This is a genomic window from Gallibacterium salpingitidis, assembly GCF_001678495.1.
In the GTDB taxonomy this organism is placed as follows: Bacteria; Pseudomonadota; Gammaproteobacteria; order Enterobacterales; family Pasteurellaceae; genus Gallibacterium; species Gallibacterium salpingitidis.
The window spans coordinates 15,760-38,394 of record NZ_JTJL01000012.1 but is presented as its reverse complement, the minus strand read 5'-3'; the positions used below and the strand labels follow the sequence as shown (position 1 = coordinate 38,394).

Genomic DNA, 22,635 nt, shown 5'->3' with positions numbered 1-22,635 from the left:
ACTATGACTATGCTTAAACATTGGATCAACGGTAAAGAAGTCGCCAGCGAAGAAACATTCCAAAATATCAATCCGGCAACTGGTGAAGTAATTTGTGAAGTTGCTAGTGGTGGTGAAAAAGAGATCAATGCGGCTGTACAAGCTGCTAAAGATGCTTTTCCAAAATGGTCAAGAACACCAGCAAAAGAACGCGCTAAATTGATGCGTAATCTTGGCGATTTAATTGATAAACATGTGGCGAAATTAGCTGAATTAGAAACCTTAGATACCGGGTTACCAATTCACCAAACCAAAAATGTATTAATTCCACGTGCGTCCCATAACTTTAATTTCTTTGCCGAAGTCTGTACTCGTATGAATGGGCACTCCTATCCTGTCGATGACAAAATGCTCAACTATACGTTATATCAACCAGTTGGTGTTTGCGGATTAGTTTCTCCTTGGAACGTACCATTTATGACCGCCACTTGGAAAACTGCACCTTGCTTAGCGCTTGGTAATACCGCAGTAATGAAAATGTCTGAACTTTCTCCTTTAACTGCCAATGAGTTAGGACGTTTAGTGTTAGAAGCGGGTATTCCGGAAGGGGTATTTAACGTTGTTCAAGGTTATGGTGCAACAGCTGGTCACGCTTTAGTATGTCACAATGATGTAAGAGCAGTTTCCTTCACTGGTGGTACCGTTACTGGACGCAATATTATGCGTAGCGCTGGTTTGAAAAAATTATCAATGGAACTTGGCGGTAAATCACCAGTGTTAATCTTTGATGATGCAGATATCGGTCGAGCTTTAGATTCTTCTCTCTTTGCAATTTTCTCGCTCAATGGTGAACGCTGTACCGCTGGTTCGCGTATTTTTATCCAAGAAACTATCTATGATGATTTTGTAAAAGAATTTGCAGAAAGAGCAAAACGTATCATTGTCGGCGATCCGCAAGATTTCAATACCCAAGTAGGTTCAATGATTACTCGTCAGCACTATGACAAAGTAACTGGTTATATCCGTATTGGTATGGAAGAAGGCGCAACTTTAATGGCTGGTGGTTTAGAACGCCCTGAAGGTTTACCTGAACATCTCAGCAAAGGTAACTTCATTCGTCCAACAGTCTTTGCCAATGTGAATAACAAAATGCGGATTGCGCAAGAAGAGATCTTTGGACCGGTAGTTTGTTTAATTCCATTCAAAGATGAAGATGAAGCATTACGTTTAGCAAATGACGTTGAGTACGGCTTAGCCTCTTATGTTTGGACTAACGATTTAGGTAAAGCCCACCGTTTAGCTCATGGCATTGAAGCAGGTATGGTCTTTATCAATAGCCATAATATTCGTGATTTACGTCAACCATTTGGTGGTATCAAAGCATCCGGTGTCGGACGTGAAGGTGGTGAATATAGTTTTGAAGTCTTTACTGAAATCAAAAATGTTTGCTTACCACTAGAAAATCATACGATCCCTCGTTGGGGTGTGAAGTAATTAAAGGAGATACATTATGGGAAAATTAGCCTTAGCTGCCAAAATTACGCATGTACCGTCCATGTATCTCTCTGAATTACCAGGGAAAAATCATGGCTGTCGTGAAAGCGCTATTCAAGGGCACAAAGAAATTAGTCGTCGCTGTCGTGAACTAGGGGTCGATACCATTATTGTGTTCGATACACACTGGCTAGTAAACAGCGCTTACCATATCAATTGCTGCGATCACTTCCAAGGTGTTTATACCAGTAATGAATTACCACATTTTATTAAAGATATTACTTTTGATTATGACGGTAATCCTGAATTGGGGCGTTTAATTGCCGAGTTTGCTGTGAAAAAAGGTGTACGTGCACAAGCACACGAAATTCCAAGTCTAAAATTAGAATATGGCACGCTCGTACCAATGCGCTATATGAATGGTGACAAACATTTCAAAGTAGTATCTATTTCGGCATTTTGTACCTCTCATGATTTTGCCGATAGTCGCAAATTAGGCGAAGCAGTATTACAAGCGATTGAGGCTTATGATGGTACCGTAGCAGTATTAGCGAGCGGATCTTTATCTCACTACTTTATTCCTGATCATCGCGCCACAGAGGGAATGAATAGTTATACCCGCGAATTTGAACATCAAATCGATCTGCATGTTGTCGATATGTGGAAAAGAGGCAACTTCAAAGATTTCTGCGCTATGTTGCCAGAATATGCTGAATTTTGTCGTGGCGAAGGCAATATGCACGATACCGTAATGTTATTGGGTATGCTCGGTTGGGATAAATACGATAAAGGTGTTGAAGTCTTAACAGATCTATTCCCAAGTTCTGGTACTGGGCAAATCAACGCTATTTTCCCATTAAATTAAGGAGCTAATATGCCGCATTTTATTGTAGAAGCTACCGACAATCTGAAAGGTGATGTTGATTTTGCTGCGTTATTTCCAAAAGTGCATAAATACCTTGCCGGAACAGGGATTTTCCCGTTAGGCGGTATTCGCAGTCGCGTACATTGGGTAGATGTTTATCGTATGGCAGACGGTAAAGAAGATGATGCGTTTGTCCATATCACCTTAAAAATTGGTGCAGGCAGAGATCAAGCGGAACTGAAAAAAGTGGGAGAAACCCTTTTTGGCATTCTGACCGATTTTTTCCAACCGCTTTTTGAGAAACGTTATTTCGCCTTGTCATTTGAAATTAGTGAATTAAGTGAAACCTTAAATTTCAAGAAAAATAATGTTCATCATCGCTTTAAAAAATAACTAACTTTATTAGGAGAGTGTATGCCAAACCCTCGTACACCAGTCAAACCATTATCAGAAATTGCGTTAATTATCTTTTTGGGTAGTTTGGTTGGTTTTGGCCCGCTCTCCATTGATATGTATTTACCTACTTTCCCGAATATTGCGCAATCATTGCAAACTGATATTGCCAGTGTGCAATTTACGGTGAGTACATTTTTAACCGGTTTTTGTGCCGGTATGCTGCTATATGGACCATTATCCGATCGCTATGGCAGACGTTTTATCTTAATTGTTGGTATGTCTTTATATGTCCTTGCTAGTATTGCTTGTGCCTTTGCTACCAACATTGAACAACTTTTGATTTTTCGCTTTTTACAAGCCTTTGGCGGCGGCGCTGCCCCTGTTTTAGGGCGAGCCATTGTCCGCGATCGCTTTCCACCACAACGAACTGTCAGCATCTTATCTATGATGCAATTAATTACTATGTTAGCGCCTTTATTAGCGCCAATGATTGGTGGATGGTTGCTATTCCTTTTTGACTGGCGAGCTAATTTTACTTTACTCGCGATATTAGGCTGTGTTTGTTGGGCAATTATTTATTTTCGTTTAGAAGAAACTCATCACGTCAATACCGATTTACCTTTACGTTTTAATACTATTTTCCATCCATATTGTATTGTATTACGTGATACCACCACTGTTGGCTATATCTTCTGTCTATCGGCAATGTTTGGTGGATTATTTACTTATGTCGCCGGTACCCCTTTTGTTTATATTGATTATTTCCATTTCTCACCACAGCAGTATGGCTACTTCTTCGGTGTCAATGTTATCGGCATTATTCTCTGCACCGTATTAAACAACAAATTCGCTAAAAAATATCCATTACCTACTTTATTACGTGCAGAAGTATGTTTAGTCGCTATTGCCGGCTTAGGCTTTTTCCTCGCTGATCCTGATAGCCTTATCGCCATTATGCTGCCGTTATTTCTCTTTATTGCCCTTACCGGCGCAATCGCCCCGAACATTATGGCACAGTTATTACAATTACATCGTGAACGTGCCGGTACCGCAATGGCATTAGCCACTTCTATGCAATTTGCTGGAGGATTATTTGCTAGTGCCACATTGTCATATTTCTTCCAAGGAACACCACAAACTATGCTGACGGTACTTTGTGTCTGTTCTTGCTGTGCTGTCATTGGCTTCCTATTGGCAGCGTTCTTACCAAACAACCAACAAAGATCATAAAAATTGAGGTGAATTATGCTAACTCCAGACATCATTCGACAAGCAGCAACTGCATTAAATGAAGCAGAAAAAAGTGGCACTCAAATTGAACAGTTTTCATTAAAGTATCCCGGCATTACTATCGAAGATGCTTATGCAATCCAAAAAGAGTGGGTGGCAATGAAAATCGCTGAGGGGCGTGTATTAAAAGGTCACAAAATCGGTTTAACATCCAAAGCAATGCAAAATAGTTCTCAAATTGATGAACCTGACTACGGCGCCTTATTAGACGATATGTTTTTTGAAGAAAATGGTGAAATTCCAATGTCACGCTTTATTGTTCCTCGTGTTGAAGTGGAATTAGCATTTATCTTAAAACGTGATTTACAAGGTCCAAACTGTACTATTTTTGATGTCCTAGATGCCACCGATTATGTGATTCCAGCGCTAGAAATTATTGACGCACGTATCGAATCTTTCGATCGTCACACCAAAGTGCCACGTCGTGTCTTTGATACTATTTCTGATAATGCTGCTAATGCTGGCGTTGTATTAGGTGGACGTGCGATTAAGCCAATGGATGTTGATTTACGTCGTGTATCCGCAGTGTTATATCGCAATGGTATTGTTGAAGAGTCAGGCGTATCTGCCGCGGTTTTAAATAATCCTTTAAAAGGCGTCGCTTGGCTTGCTAATAAATTAGCACCGCATGGTGTTGGTTTGAAAGCTGGACAAATTATTCTTGGCGGTTCATTTACTCGCCCTGTTCCTGCAAGAAAAGGTGATACTTTCCATGTTGATTACCATGAACTTGGCAGTATCTCTATGCAATTCGTTTAAGGAGTAATACAGATGAAACTCCCTGAAAATCGTTTTAAAGCTGCTATTAAACAACAGCAAGCACAAATTGGGCTTTGGATTGGTATGGCAAATGGTTATGCTTGCGAAATTGCCGCAAATGCGGGATTCGATTGGTTATTATTAGATGGCGAACATGCGCCAAATGATATTCAAACCTTATTACACCAATTACAAGTAGTCAGCGGCTATCCTGATTCTTCTGCTATTGTGCGCCCACCAATTGGTAATCCGGTTATTATTAAACAATTATTAGATATTGGTGCACAAACATTACTGATTCCAATGGTGGAAACAGTCGAACAAGCAGAAGAATTCGTACGTGCAGTACGCTATCCGCCTAAAGGGATTCGTGGTGTAGGTAGCGCATTAGCCAGAGCTTCACGCTGGAATAACGTAACTAACTATTTACATCAGGCAGATCAAGAAATCTGTTTATTATTGCAAATTGAAACGCAAAAAGGCTTACAAAATCTATCTGAAATCGTTAAAGTGGATGGGGTAGATGGTATTTTTATTGGGCCAGCAGATTTAAGTGCTTCGCTAGGTCATCTTGGTAATCCAGCACATCCTGAAGTACAACAAAAAATTGAGGAATCAATTCAAATTATTCGTCAAGCAGGTAAAGCACCGGGTATCTTATATGCGGACGCAAAAATGGCACAACATTATTTAGATTTAGGTTGTTTATTTGTTGCTGTTGGTGTCGATACCTCAATTCTAATGCGTGAATTAGTAAAACTAGCAAATAGTTTTAAACAAAATACCACTACGATGAGCGCTAACCAAAATAGTGTGTATTAATCACTAAGGAAGATAGTATGGATATTGCAAAATTTTCTCTGTTGCGTACTCAAGGCTATATCAACGGACGTTTCGTTGCAGCTGAGTCAGGCAAAGTCTTTGATGTACAAAATCCGGCAACGGGAGAAGTACTTTGCCAAGTCAGTGATCTTGGCATTAATGAAACCGAACAAGCATTACAAGCGGCGCAACAGGCACAAAAAGCCTGGGCTGCAAAAACCGGTAAAGAAAGAGGGCTAATTTTACGTCGCTGGTTTGAATTAGTAATGGCAAATCAAGAAGAGTTAGCACAACTATTAAGCCTTGAACAAGGGAAACCATTAGCAGAAAGTCGTGGTGAAATTGCTTATGGCGCTAGCTTTTTAGAGTGGTTTGCTGAAGAGGCGAAACGTGCTTACGGTGATGTGATTCCACAAGATAAAACCAATCGTCGTATTGTGGTAATCAAACAACCTATCGGGGTGGTGTCTGCAATTACACCATGGAATTTCCCTAATGCCATGATTACACGTAAAGCCGCCCCAGCACTAGCAAGTGGCTGTACAATGGTATTAAAACCTGCACCAGAAACGCCATTATCCGCATTAGCATTAGCTGTTTTAGCTGAACAAGCAGGCGTTCCTGCTGGTGTCTTTAATGTGGTGACAGGAACTGATGCAATTGGCATTGGTAAAGTATTAAGCCAGAATCCAATCGTCAGTAAATTAACCTTTACTGGTTCAACTCGCGTCGGCAAGATTTTAATGGAGCAATGTGCTTCTACAGTGAAAAAAGTCGCATTAGAATTAGGTGGTAACGCGCCATCAATCGTATTTGATGATGCTGACTTAGATAATGCGATTGAAGGTATCATTGCCTCTAAATTTAGAAATGCAGGACAAACTTGTGTCTGTACTAATCGTATTTATGTACAACGTGGTATTTATGATGCTTTCGTAGAAAAATTCTTAGCGCGCGTACAACAAATGAAGGTCGGTTCTGCGTTTGAACAAGCTGTCGAAATTGGCCCACTCATCAATCAAAATGCAGTGAAAAAAATTGAAGATCATATTGCCGATGCTTTAGCCAAAGGAGCAACTAAAGTTTGTGGCGGTAAATTACACGCTTTAGGCGGTACTTTCTTTGAACCGACTATTTTGACTAATGTGACACAAGCAATGAAAGTGGCAAAAGAGGAAACTTTTGCCCCATTAGCACCAATATTCTGTTTTGATAGCGAAGAAGAAGCAATTCAAATGGCAAACGATACCGAATTTGGTTTGGCATCATATATTTATACACCAAATATGAGCCGTATTTGGCGCGTAAGTGAAGCCTTAGAATATGGTATGGTCGGCATTAATGAAGGTATTATTTCTACTGAAGTTGCACCATTCGGCGGGGTAAAACAATCTGGACTTGGTCGTGAAGGTTCCCGTTATGGTATGGAAGAGTTTATGGAAATGAAATATCTCTGTATGAAAATCTAGCAACAAAAATGCCAGTATCACTACTGGCATTTTCTTGTATCAAAATTTCCTGAAAACCAAGCTTCTTTTTCTCTGAAAGCTAAATCTGCATTAGATGTTCCGATTTTTCACTTACCTTTATCACCTTATACGATTTTATCTGATTTTCTTGATTTCTAAGAATGTAATCACCACCACGAGATAGTAAAGAAATGTTGTAATAGCAAATAGAACTATGAGACCATACATAAACCAAGACAAGCTCAGAGAATCTTCCACAGACATAATAATAAATGCTATCACCACGCCACTAATGAAAATTGTGGAAGTACCCGCCAGTATATCGCCTGTATGTGAGGCTTGTCCTGACCCTGCGATCGGATAATAATTCGCTTTTTTGATGCTGCTACCTATCAAGCTCACAATCACAGTACAAACCAAGCCACCACCGACTACGTAGAGAAGATCACGAGACCAAGGGCGAGCAATATGTGGATCAATGAACCCATACACGATGTAGTAGACCAAAATAGCTACGAGCGCAAGCCCTGCCAGCGCCGACAGTACATTACCGATGATAAGGAAACTTATCGTATCTTTAGGTTGGATGGTATCTTTAGATTGTGCTGGCATAAGGCTCTCCTTAATTTGCTATCTTAATCTCTTAAACCGAGTTTTTTCTCCAAATAGTGGATATTGGTACCACCTTTTTGGAAATTCTTATCAGATAAAATTGATTCATGCAGTGGAATATTGGTCTTAATACCTTCAATAATAGTTTCACTTAACGCATTCTGCATTCTGCGAATAGCTACTTGACGATCTTCACCATAACTGATCAATTTACCGATCATAGAATCATAGTTAGGTGGTACAGTATAACCACCATAAATATGTGAATCCCAACGAATACCAAAACCACCTGGTGAATGTAAGTGCTCGATTTTACCTGGTGACGGTAAGAAAGTTGTTGGATCTTCTGCATTGATACGGCACTCAATCGCATGACCACGTACTTTAATATCTTCTTGTTTAAATGATAAAGGCAAACCGGCAGCAATGCGTAATTGCTCTTTCACTAGATCAACACCAGTAATCATCTCGGTCACAGGATGCTCTACTTGAATACGAGTATTCATTTCAATGAAAAAGAACTCGCCATTTTCATATAAGAACTCAAATGTACCTGCGCCACGATAACCAATCTCTTTACACGCATTGGCACAACGTTCGCCAATATGACGGCGCATTTCTTCAGTGATACCTGGTGCTGGCGCTTCTTCCACCACTTTTTGGTGACGACGCTGCATTGAACAATCACGTTCCGCCAAATAAATCGCATTGCCATGTGTATCCGCTAATACTTGCACTTCGATATGGCGTGGATTCTCTAAATATTTTTCCATATATACCATATCGTTGTTAAATGCTGCTTTCGCTTCCGCTTTTGTCATTGCAATAGCTTCTTCTAAAGCACTTTCTTGACGAACCACACGCATACCGCGTCCGCCGCCGCCGCCAGAAGCTTTAATAATGATTGGATAACCGATACGTTTTGCAATCTCTTTATTTTTATTAATATCACGACCTAATGGACCATCTGAACCTGGCACACAAGGAACACCAGCTTTTTTCATTGCTTCAATCGCAGACACTTTATCACCCATTAAGCGAATAACATCCGCAGTCGGCCCAATAAAAATAAAACCTGAACGCTCAACTTGCTCCGCGAAATCAGCATTTTCAGATAAAAAACCATATCCTGGGTGAATAGCATCTGCACCTGTCACTTCTGCAGCAGCAATAATCGCCGGAATATTTAAATAACTTTTTGCTGAAGGTGCTGGACCGATACATACCGTTTCATCAGCAAGCAATACGTGCTTTAACATACGATCTGCGGTCGAATGAACTGCTACCGTTGCGATATTTAGCTCTTTACACGCTCTTAAAATACGTAATGCTATTTCTCCACGGTTAGCAATAACCACTTTTTCTAACATAACTTGTATCCATGACTTAAAGATTAACAACGCAACTTAAAATTCGCTTAGTGAGAAACTACATCAAGCAACCGCTGCGCTGTATATTTACCGAGTTTATTCGATCACGATTAATTGTTCGTCAAACTCAACCGCGTCACCATCATTGACTAAAATCGCTTTTACCACACCTGCTTTATCAGATTCAATACGATTCATCATTTTCATTGCTTCTACAATGCAAAGGGTATCGCCAACTTTAACGGTTTTACCCACTTCAATAAATGGTGCTGCTTCTGGGCTTGGGCTACGATAGAAGGTTCCCACCATTGGTGAACGAATAACGTGGCCAGAAACGGCATTAGCCGCTGTTTCTGCTGGTGCTGGTTTTGCACTAGTATCTGCTGCAGCAACAGGTGCTGGCGCAGCAGCTTGAGGTAGGACAATTTGTTGTGGTGCAACAGGTGCCGCAACAACATTGCCACGACTAATACGCACAGACTCTTCACCTTCGGAAATTTCAATTTCCATAATGCCTGATTCTTCAACCAATTCGATGAGTTTTTTTATTTTACGAATATCCATAGTTTGATCCGTTATAAGTTAATTGTTTAATCGACAAACCACTAAAAATCTGTGGCAATGATTAATTTGCTTGTTGCTGTTGCAAATGCGCAACGGCAAACTGTAACGCATATTGATATCCCGCCGCACCTAAGCCACAAATCACACCAACAGCAACATCACTTAAGTATGAATGGTGACGGAAAGGTTCTCGACGATGAATATTTGAAAGATGAATTTCCACAAAGGGAATTTCAACTGATAATAGAGCATCTCGCAACGCTACACTTGTATGGGTAAACGCTGCAGGGTTAATCAAAATAAAATCCACTTTGCCTAAGCTTTCATGGATTTTATTAATAAGTTTTTCTTCGCTATTTGCTTGGAAACAAGTCAACTCAACATCATATTGCGCCGCCATTTTCAGCATATCGTTTTCAATATCTTGTAACGTTTGCTTACCATAATGTTTAGGTTCTCTTTTTCCCAACATATTTAAATTTGGTCCATTTAACAGCAAAATATGAAATGACATAGCTTCCTCTTCATTCTCTAAATGAAATGTAACATTATAATGATTTTATCGAAAATCACAGCATTTATCTGCTCGTACCACTCAAATTATCTTAAATTTACTCGAAATAGTCTATTTTCCCAACAAGTGCATTTTATCTTTTTTCAAATTTTTTCTGCATTTCCTAGTAACACTTATCAATCAATAAGCGTTAAGATATTTTCCTCAATTAAGGAGTATTACCATGAAAATTGCAGTTTATAGTACAAAAAGTTATGACCGAAAATATCTCGAACTCGTTAATGTGAAATATGGATTTGATCTAGAGTTCTTTGATTTTATGCTTAGCAAACGTACAGCCAAAATGGCTGAGGGCTGTCAGGCAGTCTGTATTTTCGTCAATGATAGTGCAGATCGTGAAGTTTTAACACAACTTGCGCAACTCGGTATCAAAACTGTTGCTTTACGCTGTGCAGGATTTAACAATGTTGATCTTGCTGCTGCTAAAGAACTAGGCATCAATGTTGTACGTGTTCCAGCCTATTCTCCTGAAGCAGTGGCTGAACATACTGTTGGTTTAATGCTAACGCTAAATCGCCGTATTCATCGTGCTTATCAACGTACTCGTGAAGCTAACTTTTCACTAGAAGGATTAATTGGTTTTAATATGCATGGCCGTACTGTTGGTGTTATTGGTACAGGGAAAATCGGCTTAGCTGTAATGCGTATTTTAAAGGGTTTTGGTATGCATATCCTTTGTTACGATCCTTTTAAAAATCCTGCTGCTGAAGAATTAGGAGCAACCTATGTTTCGTTGGATGAACTATACGCTCATTCTCACGTAATCACCTTACACTGCCCAGCTACTGCAGAAAATTACCATTTATTAAATGCTGATGCTTTCAATAAAATGCGTGATGGTGTGATGATCATTAATACCAGTCGCGGCACTTTGATTGACACTAAAGCTGCTATCGAAGCATTAAAATCAAGAAAAATTGGTTCTTTAGGTATGGACGTTTATGAAAATGAACGCGACCTATTCTTTGAAGATAAATCAAATGAAGTGATCCTTGATGATGTTTTCCGTCGTTTATCTTCTTGTCATAACGTTTTACTCACAGGGCACCAAGCATTTTTAACTGAGGAAGCATTAACCAGTATTTCTGAAGTAACATTAAACAATATTGCACAAATTGAACACCAACAACCTTGTGCAAATTTACTTTAGTTTTAGCTATCAATGGAATTCATGTTTTTTCATAGAATAGTGTTATACTATTGCAACATTTTTAACATTGATGAAAAAATCATCATGGCATTTATTGTTTAACTAAAAGGATTAAATTATGAGTGATAAAATCGTTTACTCAAGCGACGCTAACTTTGAAGCGGATGTTTTAAAATCTGATGTACCAGTATTAGTGGATCTTTGGGCACCATGGTGCGGACCTTGTAAAATGATCGCACCAATTTTAGACGATCTTGCAGAAGAATTTGGTGATAGAGTAAAAATCGTAAAAATTAATATCGATGAAAACCAACAAACTCCGGCACAATTTGGTGTTCGTAGTATTCCAACTTTAATTCTTTTTAAAGATGGCCAACCAGTAGCAACTCAAGTGGGCGCAGTACCAAAACAAAAACTTGCAGATTTTATCAATAACGCTATCTAATCATATAAAAAATCCCTAATTAACAAAAATTAGGGATTTTTAATTCTACCTTCCCGCATTCTTCATAATGCGATCTTTCGTTAATTTCCACTCTCTTTCTTTAATATCTTCTCGTTTATCGTGTTGTTTTTTACCTTTAGCAATACCAATTTTCACCTTTGCCCAAGCACTCTTCCAATAAAGTGATAAAGCGACAATGGTATAACCATCACGATTTGATTTCCCAAATAGAGAATCAATTTCCTTTTTACTTAGTAATAATTTTCTTGTGCGTGTTGGATCACATACAACATGTGAAGATGCAACATTTAATGGAGTAATATTTGCACCAAATAAAAACGCTTCACCTCGTTGGAAAATCACATAACTATCGCCAATATTTGCTTTACCTGCACGTAATGATTTTACTTCCCAACCTTGCAAAGCCAATCCTGCTTCAATTTCTTCTTCAATAAAATAATCGTGTCTAGCACGCTTATTTAATGCAATGGTATTATCTTTTTTCGTAATCTTTTTCTTGGTCATTTTTTAAATCCTGTCAATTTTGTTGGCTATTCTACCCAATCACTTTTAGAAAAACAAAGAAAAGCGTCCCTATTCCCAGTTATCGCGCTCTAGTATAGAATGCGCTACAATTTGGCAATATTATTTTAAAAAGATGAGGACGTTATGTCTGAACAAGCGATTTTAACTACATCTAAAGGTGCGCGCGTTGCCGTTGTTGATGGTCTGCGTACTCCTTTCATCAAACAAAACACGCTGTTTAAAGACGCTAAAGCGAAAGATCTCGGTGCTATGGTTGCTAATGAACTACTTAGCCGTTTAGCAATTCCAAAACAAAAAATCGAACAAGTGGTATTTGGTCAAGTTATCCAAGATCCTGATATTCCAAATATTTCACGTGAAATTTCATTGTTGCTAAATATGCCATATGCGCAATCTTATACGGTAAGCAGCTCTTGCCCAACCGGATTACAAGTTCTAGTGAATCTAAGCAATAGTATTTTAATGGAAAATACACATTATGCTTTAGCTGGCGGTGCTGATTCATTATCTAATGCACCAATTCGATTAAATTCCCATTTAATTCAACTTGTCAGAGAAATTTTAGCGGCAAAAAGTTACGAGGAAAAATACCGTTTATTTCGTCAAATTAGTTGGCAGGATTTGAAATTACAAGCTGTTAATTTAAAAGATCCTTTAACCCAGTTATCTCTCTCTGATGTATCTGAACAAATGGCGCAAGATTTTCATTTAAGCCGTCAAGAATTAGATGAGTATGCAGCGCGCTCGCATCGTTTAGCACATCAAGCATGGCAAAGTGGTGTTTTACGTCAACAAGTTATGGTGTCATTTCCACCACCTTATGAAAAATTCGTCGTTTCTGACAACCAAATTGAGAAAAATCTGAAACCTGAATTTTATCAAAAATTTAAACCATTTAATGGTAAAAGCTATGGCACTGCTACCGACTGGAATACTTCTCACTCTTGTGATGGTGCTGCCGCAGTCTTATTAATGAATGAACATACCGCTAAAGCAGAAGGCTTAAATATTTTAGGTTACATTCGTCACTACACTATGACCGCTAATGATGTGTGGAAAAATATGTTTGTTGGAGTTACTCATTCAGTCGCTAAAGTGCTTGATAATGCCAATATGCGTTTAAATGATCTTGATTTAATTGATTTTCACGAAACCTCATCCGCACAGATATTAGCTAATTTAAAACTCCTCGAATCCGATACCTTTGCGCGCCAACATCTTAATCGAACCACAGCAATAGGTTCTGTTGATATGAATAAATTTAATGTATTAGGTGGTTCTATTGCTTATGGTAACCCACGTGCGGTAAGTAGCTTACGTTTAATCATTCAATCTTTATACGCGTTAAAACAACGTGGTGGTGGCACTTCATTAATCGCCTCTGGTGGTTTAGGCGGAATTGGCGGCGCAATGATTTTGGAGAGTGAATAATGAATATGACAGAACAAAACAATCAATTATCTCCATTTACTTTAAGCATTGATGATCAACAAATAGCTTGTTTACTGATTAATGTACAAGATAAAAAACGCAATACTCTTTCAGTAGATTTTGTCGCTCAGTTAGATCAATTGTTGACATCATTGCCGGCAGGAACAAAAGGTTTAATTCTCCAATCTGCTAAAGAAAATAATTTTATTCAAGGTTTTGATCTTAATAGCTTAATTGGTAAATCTGATTTACAACTAGAGGCATTTATCAATCAAGTACATCAATTAATTGAAAAAATTCAAAACTTGCCATTTCCAACTGTCGCCGTAATTCATGGCGCTTGTTATGGTATCGGCTTAGAGCTAGCGTTAGCTTGTCGTTATCGTATTGCATCTGATGACATCACTACACAATTTGCTATGCCGCAAGTACGTTCCGGGATCGTACCATTCGCAAATGGTAGTTCATTCTTAGTAGAGCGTGTTGGGTTAAAAAATGCCCTCTCCTTTTTATTATCTGGTGATAAACTTGATGTTCATACTATGCAATCATTGAATTGTGTAGATGCTGTTGTACCGAGAAGCCTACTAACAGTGACTGCTTATGAATATTTTGCGCAAAAAACATTAGTGGCAAAAACACTTTCGCAAACTGCTCAACTTTGGCAAAAAGTGCAAAGTCATTTGCATAACAATCGAGTGACTCGCCATTTTCTTTTTGATGCCGCTGAAAATAAAGAATGGTTAGGCCCAATTGATAATTATCCAGCTATGTTCAAAATTATTGAAATTTTGAAACAGCCGACACATCAAGAACGCTTAAATACCGAGAAAAATGCATTTATTGCACTATTTAATAGCGATAATTCTCGTGTTTTACGCAACCTTGAACAAACCAAACGAGCAATGCGGTTGCAATATGAAACACGCGGTAATGTGCGTGATGTCAATAAACTCGCTATTATTGGTGGTGGTTTTATGGGTGCAGGTATTGCCTATATCACTGTGCGTAATGCCAAAATTCCTGTTCGTATTAAGGATATTCACCCGAGCGGTATTACCAAAGCGTTGCATATGACACACTCGCTCTTACAGCGAGAAGTCAGTAAAAAACTACTCTCGTCTGGTCAAATGCAACAAATGATGTATTTGATTTCCGGCGGAGAACGTTTTCTGGCAGCACCAGATGCCGATTTTGTTATTGAAGCCGTTTATGAAGAGTTAGAAGTAAAACAACGTGTATTAAAAGAAAGTGAAGTTTTCTATGGTAAAAATACAATTTTCGCCAGCAATACTTCCACACTTTCTATTTCCGATATTGCTAGCGTTGCTAATCGTCCAGAGAATGTGATCGGTTTCCACTATTTCTCGCCAATTTCACAACGGAAGATGCTAGAGATTATTCCTCATGCAACAACTTCCGAAAAGACAATTGCAACGGCAATCCATTTTGCGATTCAACAAGGAAAAATTCCATTGTTAGTTGCTGATAAACCAGGGTTCTTTGTTAATCGTATTCTGATTCCATATCTATTAGAGGCATTTTATTGCTTATGCGACGGCGAAGCAGTTGATTTTGTTGATCGTGCCTTACAAGAATTTGGCTTTGAAGTTGGCCCTCTCGCGATGTTGGATGATTTTGGCTTAGATCTATTAGCAAAAATGTTGCCAAATCTTGAACGTTATTATGGTAAGCCTTTTGCTGTCCCGGCAAAATTGGGGAATTTACTGCGTGATGATCGTAAAGGTCGTAAAAATAAACGTGGTTTCTATCTCTATAATTCGCAAACTGATGAACGCACAATGGTAGATAAGAGTATCTATTATGTGATGGAAACCATTTCAGAAAACAATCTTGAGTCTGAACAAATTGTCCGCCGTTGTATTTTAATGATGTTAAATGAAGCTGCCCGCTGTTTAGAGGAAGGTGTGATTAGTAATCCAGATGAAGGTAATATGGCATCGGTATTGGGCGTATTCTTCCCAGAATTCCGCGGTGGTATTTACGCTTATATGCAACATATTGGTGCAACCTCTATTGTTAAGGCGTTAAATGAACACGTCAAACTTTATGGCGAGCGTTTCCAACCTTGCGAATGGCTAATTAATAAAGCTGAGCAAGAACGCTTAAATCATTAGGAGTAAAAAAATGGCATCTGCAGCACGTTGGAATTATTACAGCAAGATTTATAATTTTTTCTTACAGGCTGCAGATAATATGCGCCATCACCAATTTGATTTACTTGACCAACAACAAGTATGGCAAAACGTACCACAACAGATCTATATTGCTGGTGCTGGCACTGGTTTAGATTTACCTTATCTTGCTAATAGATTAGCTACCAACAGCCAATTAACTTTGGTTGACTTTTCCTCCGAGATGTTGGCACGAGCTGAAAAACTTATTCAGCAACGCCAATATCCTTGGCAAATCACTACAAAAGTCGGACGCGCCGAACAGAGTGGATTAGCAGATAATAGCTGCGATCTGGTTTTATTACACCTGATCCTAGCAGTTACCTCAACGCCACAAGAGTTACTGAATGAAGCAGTTCGAGTACTCAAACCTAATGGCGTTATCTCTTTATGGGATAAATTTTTACCTGATGGAAAAGAAGCGTCTCTTTGTCGCAAAGGTTTTGATGCAGTTACTACCGCATTAGGTACAACTATTAATTTGCGATTACAAGAATTAATCGAACCTTTGCCATTAGTGATAGAACGGCGTCATTTCTGTCATTTTGGCTTAATGCAACAAGTGATATTACGCAAACAAACTGCGTAACATCACTTGTTATCAATGACTAATAGCCATTCATATTATCTTTTGGCAAGAATACTTTCTCTTTGATACGTTGTACTCTCGTTTCTAAATGCCCATCTGGATATAACGTAATTTCACGCCAACCTGGTTGTAAATTATCTAATGTAAAATGGGCACAATCCGGTTTGAACTGAATACAAGTTGATGGTGTTGAAAACACTGGAATTCCTTGCCATTCACCATTTACCTCTTGATGAATATGACCATAAAAAATTCCTTTAATCTTTTTATGTTTTGCTAATACCTCAGAAAAATCATATGGATTTCTTAGATTATGCTGATCTAACCATGCAGAACGAGTTGGTAATAAATGGTGATGCAATACAACCAATGTATTGCGATCAGGATACATTGCTAAACGTTGCTCTAACCAAGTTAATTCATCTTCAGCCAACATTCCATGAGGCACGCCATATAATTGGCTATCTAATAAGATAACTTGCCATTGTTCGCCTAGTAAAAGGTGTTTTTGTGGTTGAATGATGGCTTTATAGACATCAAACACTGCTTCCATTTTTGGTTGGAAATCATGATTGCCTGGAATCCAGAAAACTTTTTTGCCTAATTGTGCAATCTCTTTAACAAAACGATGGTAACCCTCTTCACTACCATCTTGCACAAAATCTCCCGTTGCTAAAATAAAATCGCTCTCAAAGCCAGAACTCTTAATTTCGCTTAATACCTGCTGAAAACTTGCATACGTATTAATGCCTAATAACTCACCATTCGCATCCGCAAATAGATGAGGGTCTGTCACTTGGAGCAATTTTATTACACCAGTCGATTCATCTTGAAATAGATCTGACATAATGCCCCCTAAAATAATTTTAAATTTCTCCTTACTACTTTAGACATTTCAGTAAAAAAGTCAGTAGGCAAATAGTAAAAATGTTAGTTTCCGCACATTTTTTAACAATTTTTTTTCGGAATTGCTTGCTCTATCACAGATTTATTGCCAGATTTGCTGCAACTTAGTGTAGTTTAATTGTAACCACTGCAAACCAATGACAGCGACACCATTATCAATTTTGCCTTCTTGTAACCATTGGTAAGCAGTTTCACGACTTACAACATGCACACGAATATCTTCATTTTCTTCTGCTAATCCATGTACACCACCAACAGTACTGGAATCCACACGACCAGCGAATAAGTGAATCCGCTCCGACATACCACCCGGGCTATCCCAAAATTGCATAATTGGATAGAGTTCTGTCAAATGCACACCGGCCTCTTCTTCACTCTCTCTCACTGCCACTTCATCTGGTTTCTCACCTGTTTCGATCATCCCTGCCACTAACTCTAACAACCATGGTGAAGCAGTTGAATTAGCATCAATAGCCCCGATTCGGATTTGTTCAACTAATACCACATTATCTTGTTGTGGGTCATACAACACAACTGCAGTTGCTTCATTCTTCGTTAATACTTCACGCGTGACGACACCGCTCATTTCACCTGAAAATAAACGATGACGAAATTGAACACGCTTCATCGTATAAAACCCTTTAAACACGACTTCATCATGTAACATCTCAACATCTTGTTGACCATATTGACGAATTTTTGTTTCTACTGTCATCTTCAATTCCTCTATTTTCTTTTTTCTGCGATATTTGTTAAAAAGAGCGCCGCTACCATCAATAAAATTGCGGCTGCTATCGCTAATGTCCCTATCGCACTTGAATGATCCACAATAATTAAGCGAATCATCGCTGTAATTCCAATATATAAAAAATAACGCAATGGGAAGTGAAAGCCTGCATTGAAATATTTCACGATCAATGCCAAAAATTCAAAATACAAGAAATACACCACTATCCGCTCTGCTAACACATAGGCAATCGTGGTATCGCTAGCTTTCAGAACAATAATTTGGCCCAATTCAAAGGTTTGTTTACCAAGTAGAATAACCAAAATAACAGAAAGGACAATTAATGCGGCATTGAGAATCCATTGCAAAATATTGGCAAATTTAATCCCAAAAGCATGTTGATCTACATTTTTATGTTGTTCTTCTGTCATGCTCACTCCTGATGAGTCACTGGATATGTAGTCAAAATCATTTTGGCTGATGATAATTTTTCCCCACCCCAGCCATAATACTGTATTTTTGCTGATTGATACTTTTCCACAAAACAAGCCAAATAAAATGGCAATGATTGCGCAAAAAGCAAAGTACCTTCCGGCGCTTCCTTAGTAAGAAATTGATGACGATCGACAGCAAAAACGACTTTCGACAATGCGCCAATACCACGCCCTGTTGCCTTCAAAATCGCTTCCCTAGCACACCAACTTAAATAAAAAGCACCATGTTGGTCATAATGTTTTTGCCACCACGCCAATTCTGCAGGTTGCGCATAATATCGCAATAAACGAGAGAAATTGCGGGCCTTTTTAGGATGTTCAATATCAATACCAACCACTTCATCAGCAGTTGTTCTTTTTAATAAAACCACCACTACCCAATCTCCCGAATGGCTTAAATTAAAATCAAATTCAGTATTCAACAAAAATGGACGGCCATTATCCGCTTTACCTATTCCTGTTAAATAAACATCCTCTCGATCAATTTGTTGCAGCAATTGCCATAACAAAAAATCAGCAATTTGCCGTTCTCGTTTTTTTACGGTGGTTACTTCTGTATTAGAATCAATTAACGGTGAGAGTAAATGAAGAGGATATTCTTGATGAATATTTCCCCAAGCAATAAAAACTTCAGACATAGTACAATCATCATCATTACAACATAATGCAAGTGTACTCAAATTCAGCGCTAATACCAATAATATTTCTATTAATTAACTGCATTTTAAGCTATTCTATACCACATTTTTTAATTCTAAATTTTCACTTAATTATCGGTACTAATAGGACAACTTATCATGCAAGAACAATATCGTCCCGACTTAGTAGAGAGTCGAATTCAAAAATTCTGGCAAGACAATAAAACCTTCAAAGTTCAACAAGATCCACAAAAAGAAAAATATTACTGCTTATCAATGTTCCCTTACCCATCTGGGCGTTTACATATGGGACATGTACGCAATTACACTATCGGTGATGTTGTCTCTCGTTACCAACGTATGAATGGTAAAAATGTATTACAACCAATCGGTTGGGATGCTTTCGGTTTACCAGCAGAAAATGCAGCGATCAAAAACAAAGCTGCACCTGCAACTTGGACTTATGACAATATCGAATATATGAAAAACCAACTTAAAATGTTGGGTTTCAGCTATGACTGGGATCGTGAAATTGCCACCTGTAAACCACAATATTACAAATGGGAACAATGGTTCTTCACTGAGTTGTATAAGAAAGGCTTAATTTATAAAAAAACCTCTACGGTAAACTGGTGCCCTAACGATCAAACCGTATTAGCTAACGAACAAGTGAATGATGGTTGTTGTTGGCGTTGTGATACACCAGTGGAACAAAAAGAAATTCCACAATGGTTCGTAAAAATTACTGAGTATGCTGAACAGTTACTACAAGGTTTAGATCAATTACCAGACTGGCCTGATCAAGTAAAAGCAATGCAACGTAACTGGATCGGTCGTTCTGAAGGGGTAGAAATTACCTTCAAGATGCAAGACAGCGATGAAAACGTAACCGTTTATACGACTCGTCCAGATACTTTCTATGGCGTATCTTACCTTGCTGTTGCCGCAGGACATCCTTTAGCAGAACAAGCAGCAAAAGATAATCCAGAACTTACCAAATTCATTCAAGAATGTCGTAATACCAAAGTTGCTGAGGCTGAATTAGCCACAATGGAGAAAAAAGGGATGTTCACTGGTCGTTATGCGTTACATCCAATCACCGGTGAAGCAGTACCAGTTTGGGTAGCAAATTTCGTCTTAATGCACTATGGTACTGGCGCCGTAATGGCTGTACCAGCACACGACCAACGTGACTGGGAATTTGCCCAAAAATATAACTTACCATTAAAACCAGTTATTACACCTGCTGATGGTAGCGCATTAGATATTAGCAAAGCCGCTTATACTGAACATGGTATTGCGATTAATTCTGCTGAATTTAACGGTTTAGATTTTGAAAAAGCTTTCAATGGTATTGCAGATAAATTAGAAGCAATGGGTGTTGGTAAGCGTCAAGTCAATTACCGTTTACGTGACTGGGGTGTTTCACGTCAACGTTATTGGGGTGCACCAATTCCAATGATGACACTCGAAAATGGCGAAGTAGTGCCAGTTCCATTAGCTGACTTACCAGTTGTTTTACCGGAAGATGTAGTAATGGACGGGGTACAAAGTCCAATTAAAGCTGATCCAAATTGGGCAAAAGCAACTTACAACGGTCAACCTGCATTAAGAGAAACTGATACTTTTGATACCTTTATGGAATCTTCTTGGTACTATGCTCGCTATACCTGTCCAGATTATCAACAAGGTATGTTAAATAGCGAAGAAGCTAACTATTGGTTACCTGTTGATCAATATATTGGTGGGATTGAACACGCTACAATGCATTTGCTCTATTTCCGTTTCTATCACAAATTGTTGCGTGATGCCGGTTTATTAGCGTGTGATGAACCTGCGACAAAATTACTTTGCCAAGGTATGGTGTTAGCAGACGCATTCTATTACACCTCAGAAACAAATGAACGTATTTGGGTATCACCAACCAAAGTTACCGTAACTCGTGATGAAAAAGGACGCATTATTAAAGCAGTAGATCCAGAAGGGCATGAATTAGTGCACGCTGGTATGACCAAAATGTCTAAGTCCAAAAATAACGGTATTGACCCACAAGAGATGGTTGAGAAATATGGTGCCGATACAGTACGTCTATTTATGATGTTTGCTTCACCAGCTGAAATGACACTTGAATGGCAAGAGTCAGGTGTAGAAGGCGCTAATCGTTTCCTTCGCCGTCTATGGAAATTGGTTTACGATTATCAACAACAACCGGCAACAACTGCGATTGATGTTAAAGCGTTAAATGCAGAACAAAAAGCATTACGTCGTGATTTACACAAAACCATTGCTAAAGTGAGTGATGATATCGGCCGTCGTCAAACCTTTAATACGGCGATTGCTGCAGTAATGGAGTTGATGAATAAACTCACCAAAGCTTCATTAGAAACTGAACAAGACAAAGCGGTAATGAAAGAAGCATTAAACGCAGTGGTGAAAATGCTTTATCCAATTACACCACATATCTGCTTCCAATTATGGCAAGATCTTGGCAACCAAGATGTGATCGATTTCTCACCTTGGGTAGTCGCCGATGAAAAAGCAATGATTGATGATGAAAAATTAGTCGTGGTGCAAGTAAATGGTAAAGTACGTGGTAAAGTAACCGTACCGGCATCTGCATCTGAAGATGAAATTAAAGCAACTGCAATGGCTGATGAGAATGTGAAAAAACATTTAGATGGATTAAACATCATCAAAGTCATTTATGTTCCGGGTAAATTACTCAGCTTTGTAGCGAAATAATAATCTAATAATGCCATATTTATTATTTGGAAATGCCTTAAATGGCATTTCCTTATTAATTGGCATAGCTCTAAAGGAATCCCTATGAAAAAGCTAAAACACCTTTTAACTTTATCATTGACCTTGTTGTTATCTGCTTGTGGTTTTCATTTTGCCAATGATGCCCTTTCACAAAAAGTCTTTAATGAAGTGCAATTAGATACAGGCGATAAATATAGCGACATCTCTATGGCAATGAAAAAAGAGTTACGCTTACGTGGTGTGACTTTAGTTGAGCAAGGTAATGTACCTATCTTACGCTTAAATGGTGTTTCTACCGGTGATACTGTTGCCTCTGTATTTAAACAAGGTCGTGAAGCGGAAAGTTTATTAACATTATCAGTAAGTGCATCATTACAAATGCCTGATAAGAAACGTTATCCAATTAATGTACAGGTTTCTCGTACCTTCTTTGATAACTCTCGTGCTGCATTAGCGAAAAATGCGGAACAACGTACTATCTGGAACGATATGTATCGCCAAGCAGCTCAACAGATAATGATCAAAATGATCAGTATCCAACAACAATATTAATTATT

Annotated in this window: 23 protein-coding genes; 14 read left to right on the top strand and 9 right to left on the bottom strand. The window is 38.6% G+C overall.

From position 1 onward, the window contains the following. Positions 1-9 precede the first annotated feature (9 nt). Genes hpaE through QS62_RS03090 form a run of 7 tightly spaced genes read left to right on the top strand, consistent with a single transcriptional unit; the run spans position 10 to position 7,074 of the window. Complete coding sequence (hpaE, locus tag QS62_RS03120; RefSeq protein ID WP_066106158.1) at positions 10-1,473, top strand: 5-carboxymethyl-2-hydroxymuconate semialdehyde dehydrogenase; 1,464 nt, start codon at positions 10-12, stop codon at positions 1,471-1,473. A gap of 16 nt (positions 1,474-1,489) precedes the next feature. After that, positions 1,490-2,338: a 3,4-dihydroxyphenylacetate 2,3-dioxygenase gene (hpaD, locus tag QS62_RS03115; protein ID WP_066105757.1), complete on the top strand. Its 849-nt coding sequence runs from the start codon at positions 1,490-1,492 to the stop codon at positions 2,336-2,338. 9 nt (positions 2,339-2,347) lie between these two features. Beyond that, positions 2,348-2,731 carry a 5-carboxymethyl-2-hydroxymuconate Delta-isomerase gene (locus QS62_RS03110; RefSeq protein ID WP_066105754.1) on the top strand — a complete coding sequence of 128 codons (384 nt, stop codon included), beginning with the start codon at positions 2,348-2,350 and terminating at the stop codon, positions 2,729-2,731. A 21-nt stretch (positions 2,732-2,752) separates the two neighbouring features. Beyond that, on the top strand, positions 2,753-3,964 hold the full coding sequence (locus tag QS62_RS03105; protein ID WP_066105751.1) for a Bcr/CflA family multidrug efflux MFS transporter: 1,212 nt from the start codon (positions 2,753-2,755) through the stop codon (positions 3,962-3,964). Between the two features lie 15 nt (positions 3,965-3,979). Continuing rightward, on the top strand, positions 3,980-4,783 hold the full coding sequence (hpaH, locus tag QS62_RS03100) for a 2-oxo-hept-4-ene-1,7-dioate hydratase (RefSeq protein ID WP_066105748.1): 804 nt from the start codon (positions 3,980-3,982) through the stop codon (positions 4,781-4,783). Positions 4,784-4,795: 12 nt separating this feature from the next. After that, the gene (hpaI, locus tag QS62_RS03095; RefSeq protein WP_066105745.1) at positions 4,796-5,605 is read left to right on the top strand and encodes a 4-hydroxy-2-oxoheptanedioate aldolase; all 810 of its coding nucleotides are present in this window, start codon (positions 4,796-4,798) and stop codon (positions 5,603-5,605) included. Between the two features lie 23 nt (positions 5,606-5,628). Continuing rightward, a complete protein-coding gene (locus QS62_RS03090) occupies positions 5,629-7,074 on the top strand; it encodes an NAD-dependent succinate-semialdehyde dehydrogenase (protein ID WP_269147575.1) in 1,446 nt (481 codons plus the stop codon). 135 nt (positions 7,075-7,209) lie between these two features. Here the strand turns inward: QS62_RS03090 and QS62_RS03085 are convergent, their stop codons facing one another. From QS62_RS03085 to aroQ, 4 genes are all read right to left on the bottom strand, one after another. After that, a complete protein-coding gene (locus tag QS62_RS03085; protein ID WP_066105739.1) occupies positions 7,210-7,686 on the bottom strand; it encodes a hypothetical protein in 477 nt (158 codons plus the stop codon). 23 nt (positions 7,687-7,709) lie between these two features. After that, a complete protein-coding gene (gene accC / locus QS62_RS03080) occupies positions 7,710-9,056 on the bottom strand; it encodes an acetyl-CoA carboxylase biotin carboxylase subunit (RefSeq protein ID WP_066105736.1) in 1,347 nt (448 codons plus the stop codon). Positions 9,057-9,152: 96 nt separating this feature from the next. Continuing rightward, positions 9,153-9,620, bottom strand: coding sequence for an acetyl-CoA carboxylase biotin carboxyl carrier protein (gene accB, locus QS62_RS03075; RefSeq protein ID WP_066105734.1), 468 nt, complete (start codon positions 9,618-9,620; stop codon positions 9,153-9,155). Positions 9,621-9,681: 61 nt separating this feature from the next. Beyond that, entirely contained in the window at positions 9,682-10,134 is a 453-nt protein-coding gene (gene aroQ / locus QS62_RS03070; RefSeq protein ID WP_066105732.1) for a type II 3-dehydroquinate dehydratase, read from the bottom strand. A 223-nt stretch (positions 10,135-10,357) separates the two neighbouring features. Between aroQ and QS62_RS03065 the strand changes: the two genes are divergently transcribed. Both QS62_RS03065 and trxA read left to right on the top strand, forming a co-directional pair. Continuing rightward, positions 10,358-11,344: a 2-hydroxyacid dehydrogenase gene (locus QS62_RS03065; protein ID WP_066105728.1), complete on the top strand. Its 987-nt coding sequence runs from the start codon at positions 10,358-10,360 to the stop codon at positions 11,342-11,344. 118 nt (positions 11,345-11,462) lie between these two features. After that, on the top strand, positions 11,463-11,789 hold the full coding sequence (gene trxA / locus QS62_RS03060; protein WP_066105725.1) for a thioredoxin: 327 nt from the start codon (positions 11,463-11,465) through the stop codon (positions 11,787-11,789). 45 nt (positions 11,790-11,834) lie between these two features. Here trxA and smpB read toward each other — a convergent pair whose 3' ends face one another. Beyond that, positions 11,835-12,314: an SsrA-binding protein SmpB gene (gene smpB / locus QS62_RS03055; RefSeq protein ID WP_066105721.1), complete on the bottom strand. Its 480-nt coding sequence runs from the start codon at positions 12,312-12,314 to the stop codon at positions 11,835-11,837. 144 nt (positions 12,315-12,458) lie between these two features. Between smpB and QS62_RS03050 the strand changes: the two genes are divergently transcribed. Genes QS62_RS03050 through QS62_RS03040 form a run of 3 tightly spaced genes read left to right on the top strand, consistent with a single transcriptional unit; the run spans position 12,459 to position 16,550 of the window. Next, complete coding sequence (locus QS62_RS03050; RefSeq protein ID WP_066105717.1) at positions 12,459-13,766, top strand: acetyl-CoA C-acyltransferase; 1,308 nt, start codon at positions 12,459-12,461, stop codon at positions 13,764-13,766. A gap of 5 nt (positions 13,767-13,771) precedes the next feature. Continuing rightward, the gene (locus tag QS62_RS03045; RefSeq protein WP_066106155.1) at positions 13,772-15,904 is read left to right on the top strand and encodes a 3-hydroxyacyl-CoA dehydrogenase NAD-binding domain-containing protein; all 2,133 of its coding nucleotides are present in this window, start codon (positions 13,772-13,774) and stop codon (positions 15,902-15,904) included. Between the two features lie 10 nt (positions 15,905-15,914). Continuing rightward, complete coding sequence (locus tag QS62_RS03040; RefSeq protein WP_066105714.1) at positions 15,915-16,550, top strand: class I SAM-dependent methyltransferase; 636 nt, start codon at positions 15,915-15,917, stop codon at positions 16,548-16,550. A gap of 19 nt (positions 16,551-16,569) precedes the next feature. On the opposite strand, the gene cpdA is transcribed toward QS62_RS03040, so the two are convergent. The 4 genes from cpdA to QS62_RS03020 form a co-directional block, all read right to left on the bottom strand. Beyond that, entirely contained in the window at positions 16,570-17,397 is an 828-nt protein-coding gene (cpdA, locus tag QS62_RS03035; protein WP_066105711.1) for a 3',5'-cyclic-AMP phosphodiesterase, read from the bottom strand. 141 nt (positions 17,398-17,538) lie between these two features. Beyond that, entirely contained in the window at positions 17,539-18,171 is a 633-nt protein-coding gene (nudF, locus tag QS62_RS03030; RefSeq protein ID WP_066105707.1) for an ADP-ribose diphosphatase, read from the bottom strand. 11 nt (positions 18,172-18,182) lie between these two features. Then, positions 18,183-18,614 carry a phosphate-starvation-inducible protein PsiE gene (psiE, locus tag QS62_RS03025; protein ID WP_066105704.1) on the bottom strand — a complete coding sequence of 144 codons (432 nt, stop codon included), beginning with the start codon at positions 18,612-18,614 and terminating at the stop codon, positions 18,183-18,185. Between the two features lie 2 nt (positions 18,615-18,616). After that, positions 18,617-19,315, bottom strand: coding sequence for a 4'-phosphopantetheinyl transferase family protein (locus tag QS62_RS03020; RefSeq protein ID WP_082966120.1), 699 nt, complete (start codon positions 19,313-19,315; stop codon positions 18,617-18,619). A gap of 159 nt (positions 19,316-19,474) precedes the next feature. Between QS62_RS03020 and leuS the strand changes: the two genes are divergently transcribed. Both leuS and QS62_RS03010 read left to right on the top strand, forming a co-directional pair. Beyond that, positions 19,475-22,057, top strand: a complete 2,583-nt coding sequence (gene leuS, locus QS62_RS03015; protein ID WP_066105701.1) for a leucine--tRNA ligase — start codon at positions 19,475-19,477, stop codon at positions 22,055-22,057. 84 nt (positions 22,058-22,141) lie between these two features. After that, positions 22,142-22,630 (top strand): LPS-assembly lipoprotein LptE, encoded by a 489-nt coding sequence (locus tag QS62_RS03010; protein WP_066105699.1) that lies wholly within the window; start codon positions 22,142-22,144, stop codon positions 22,628-22,630. Positions 22,631-22,635 lie beyond the last annotated feature (5 nt).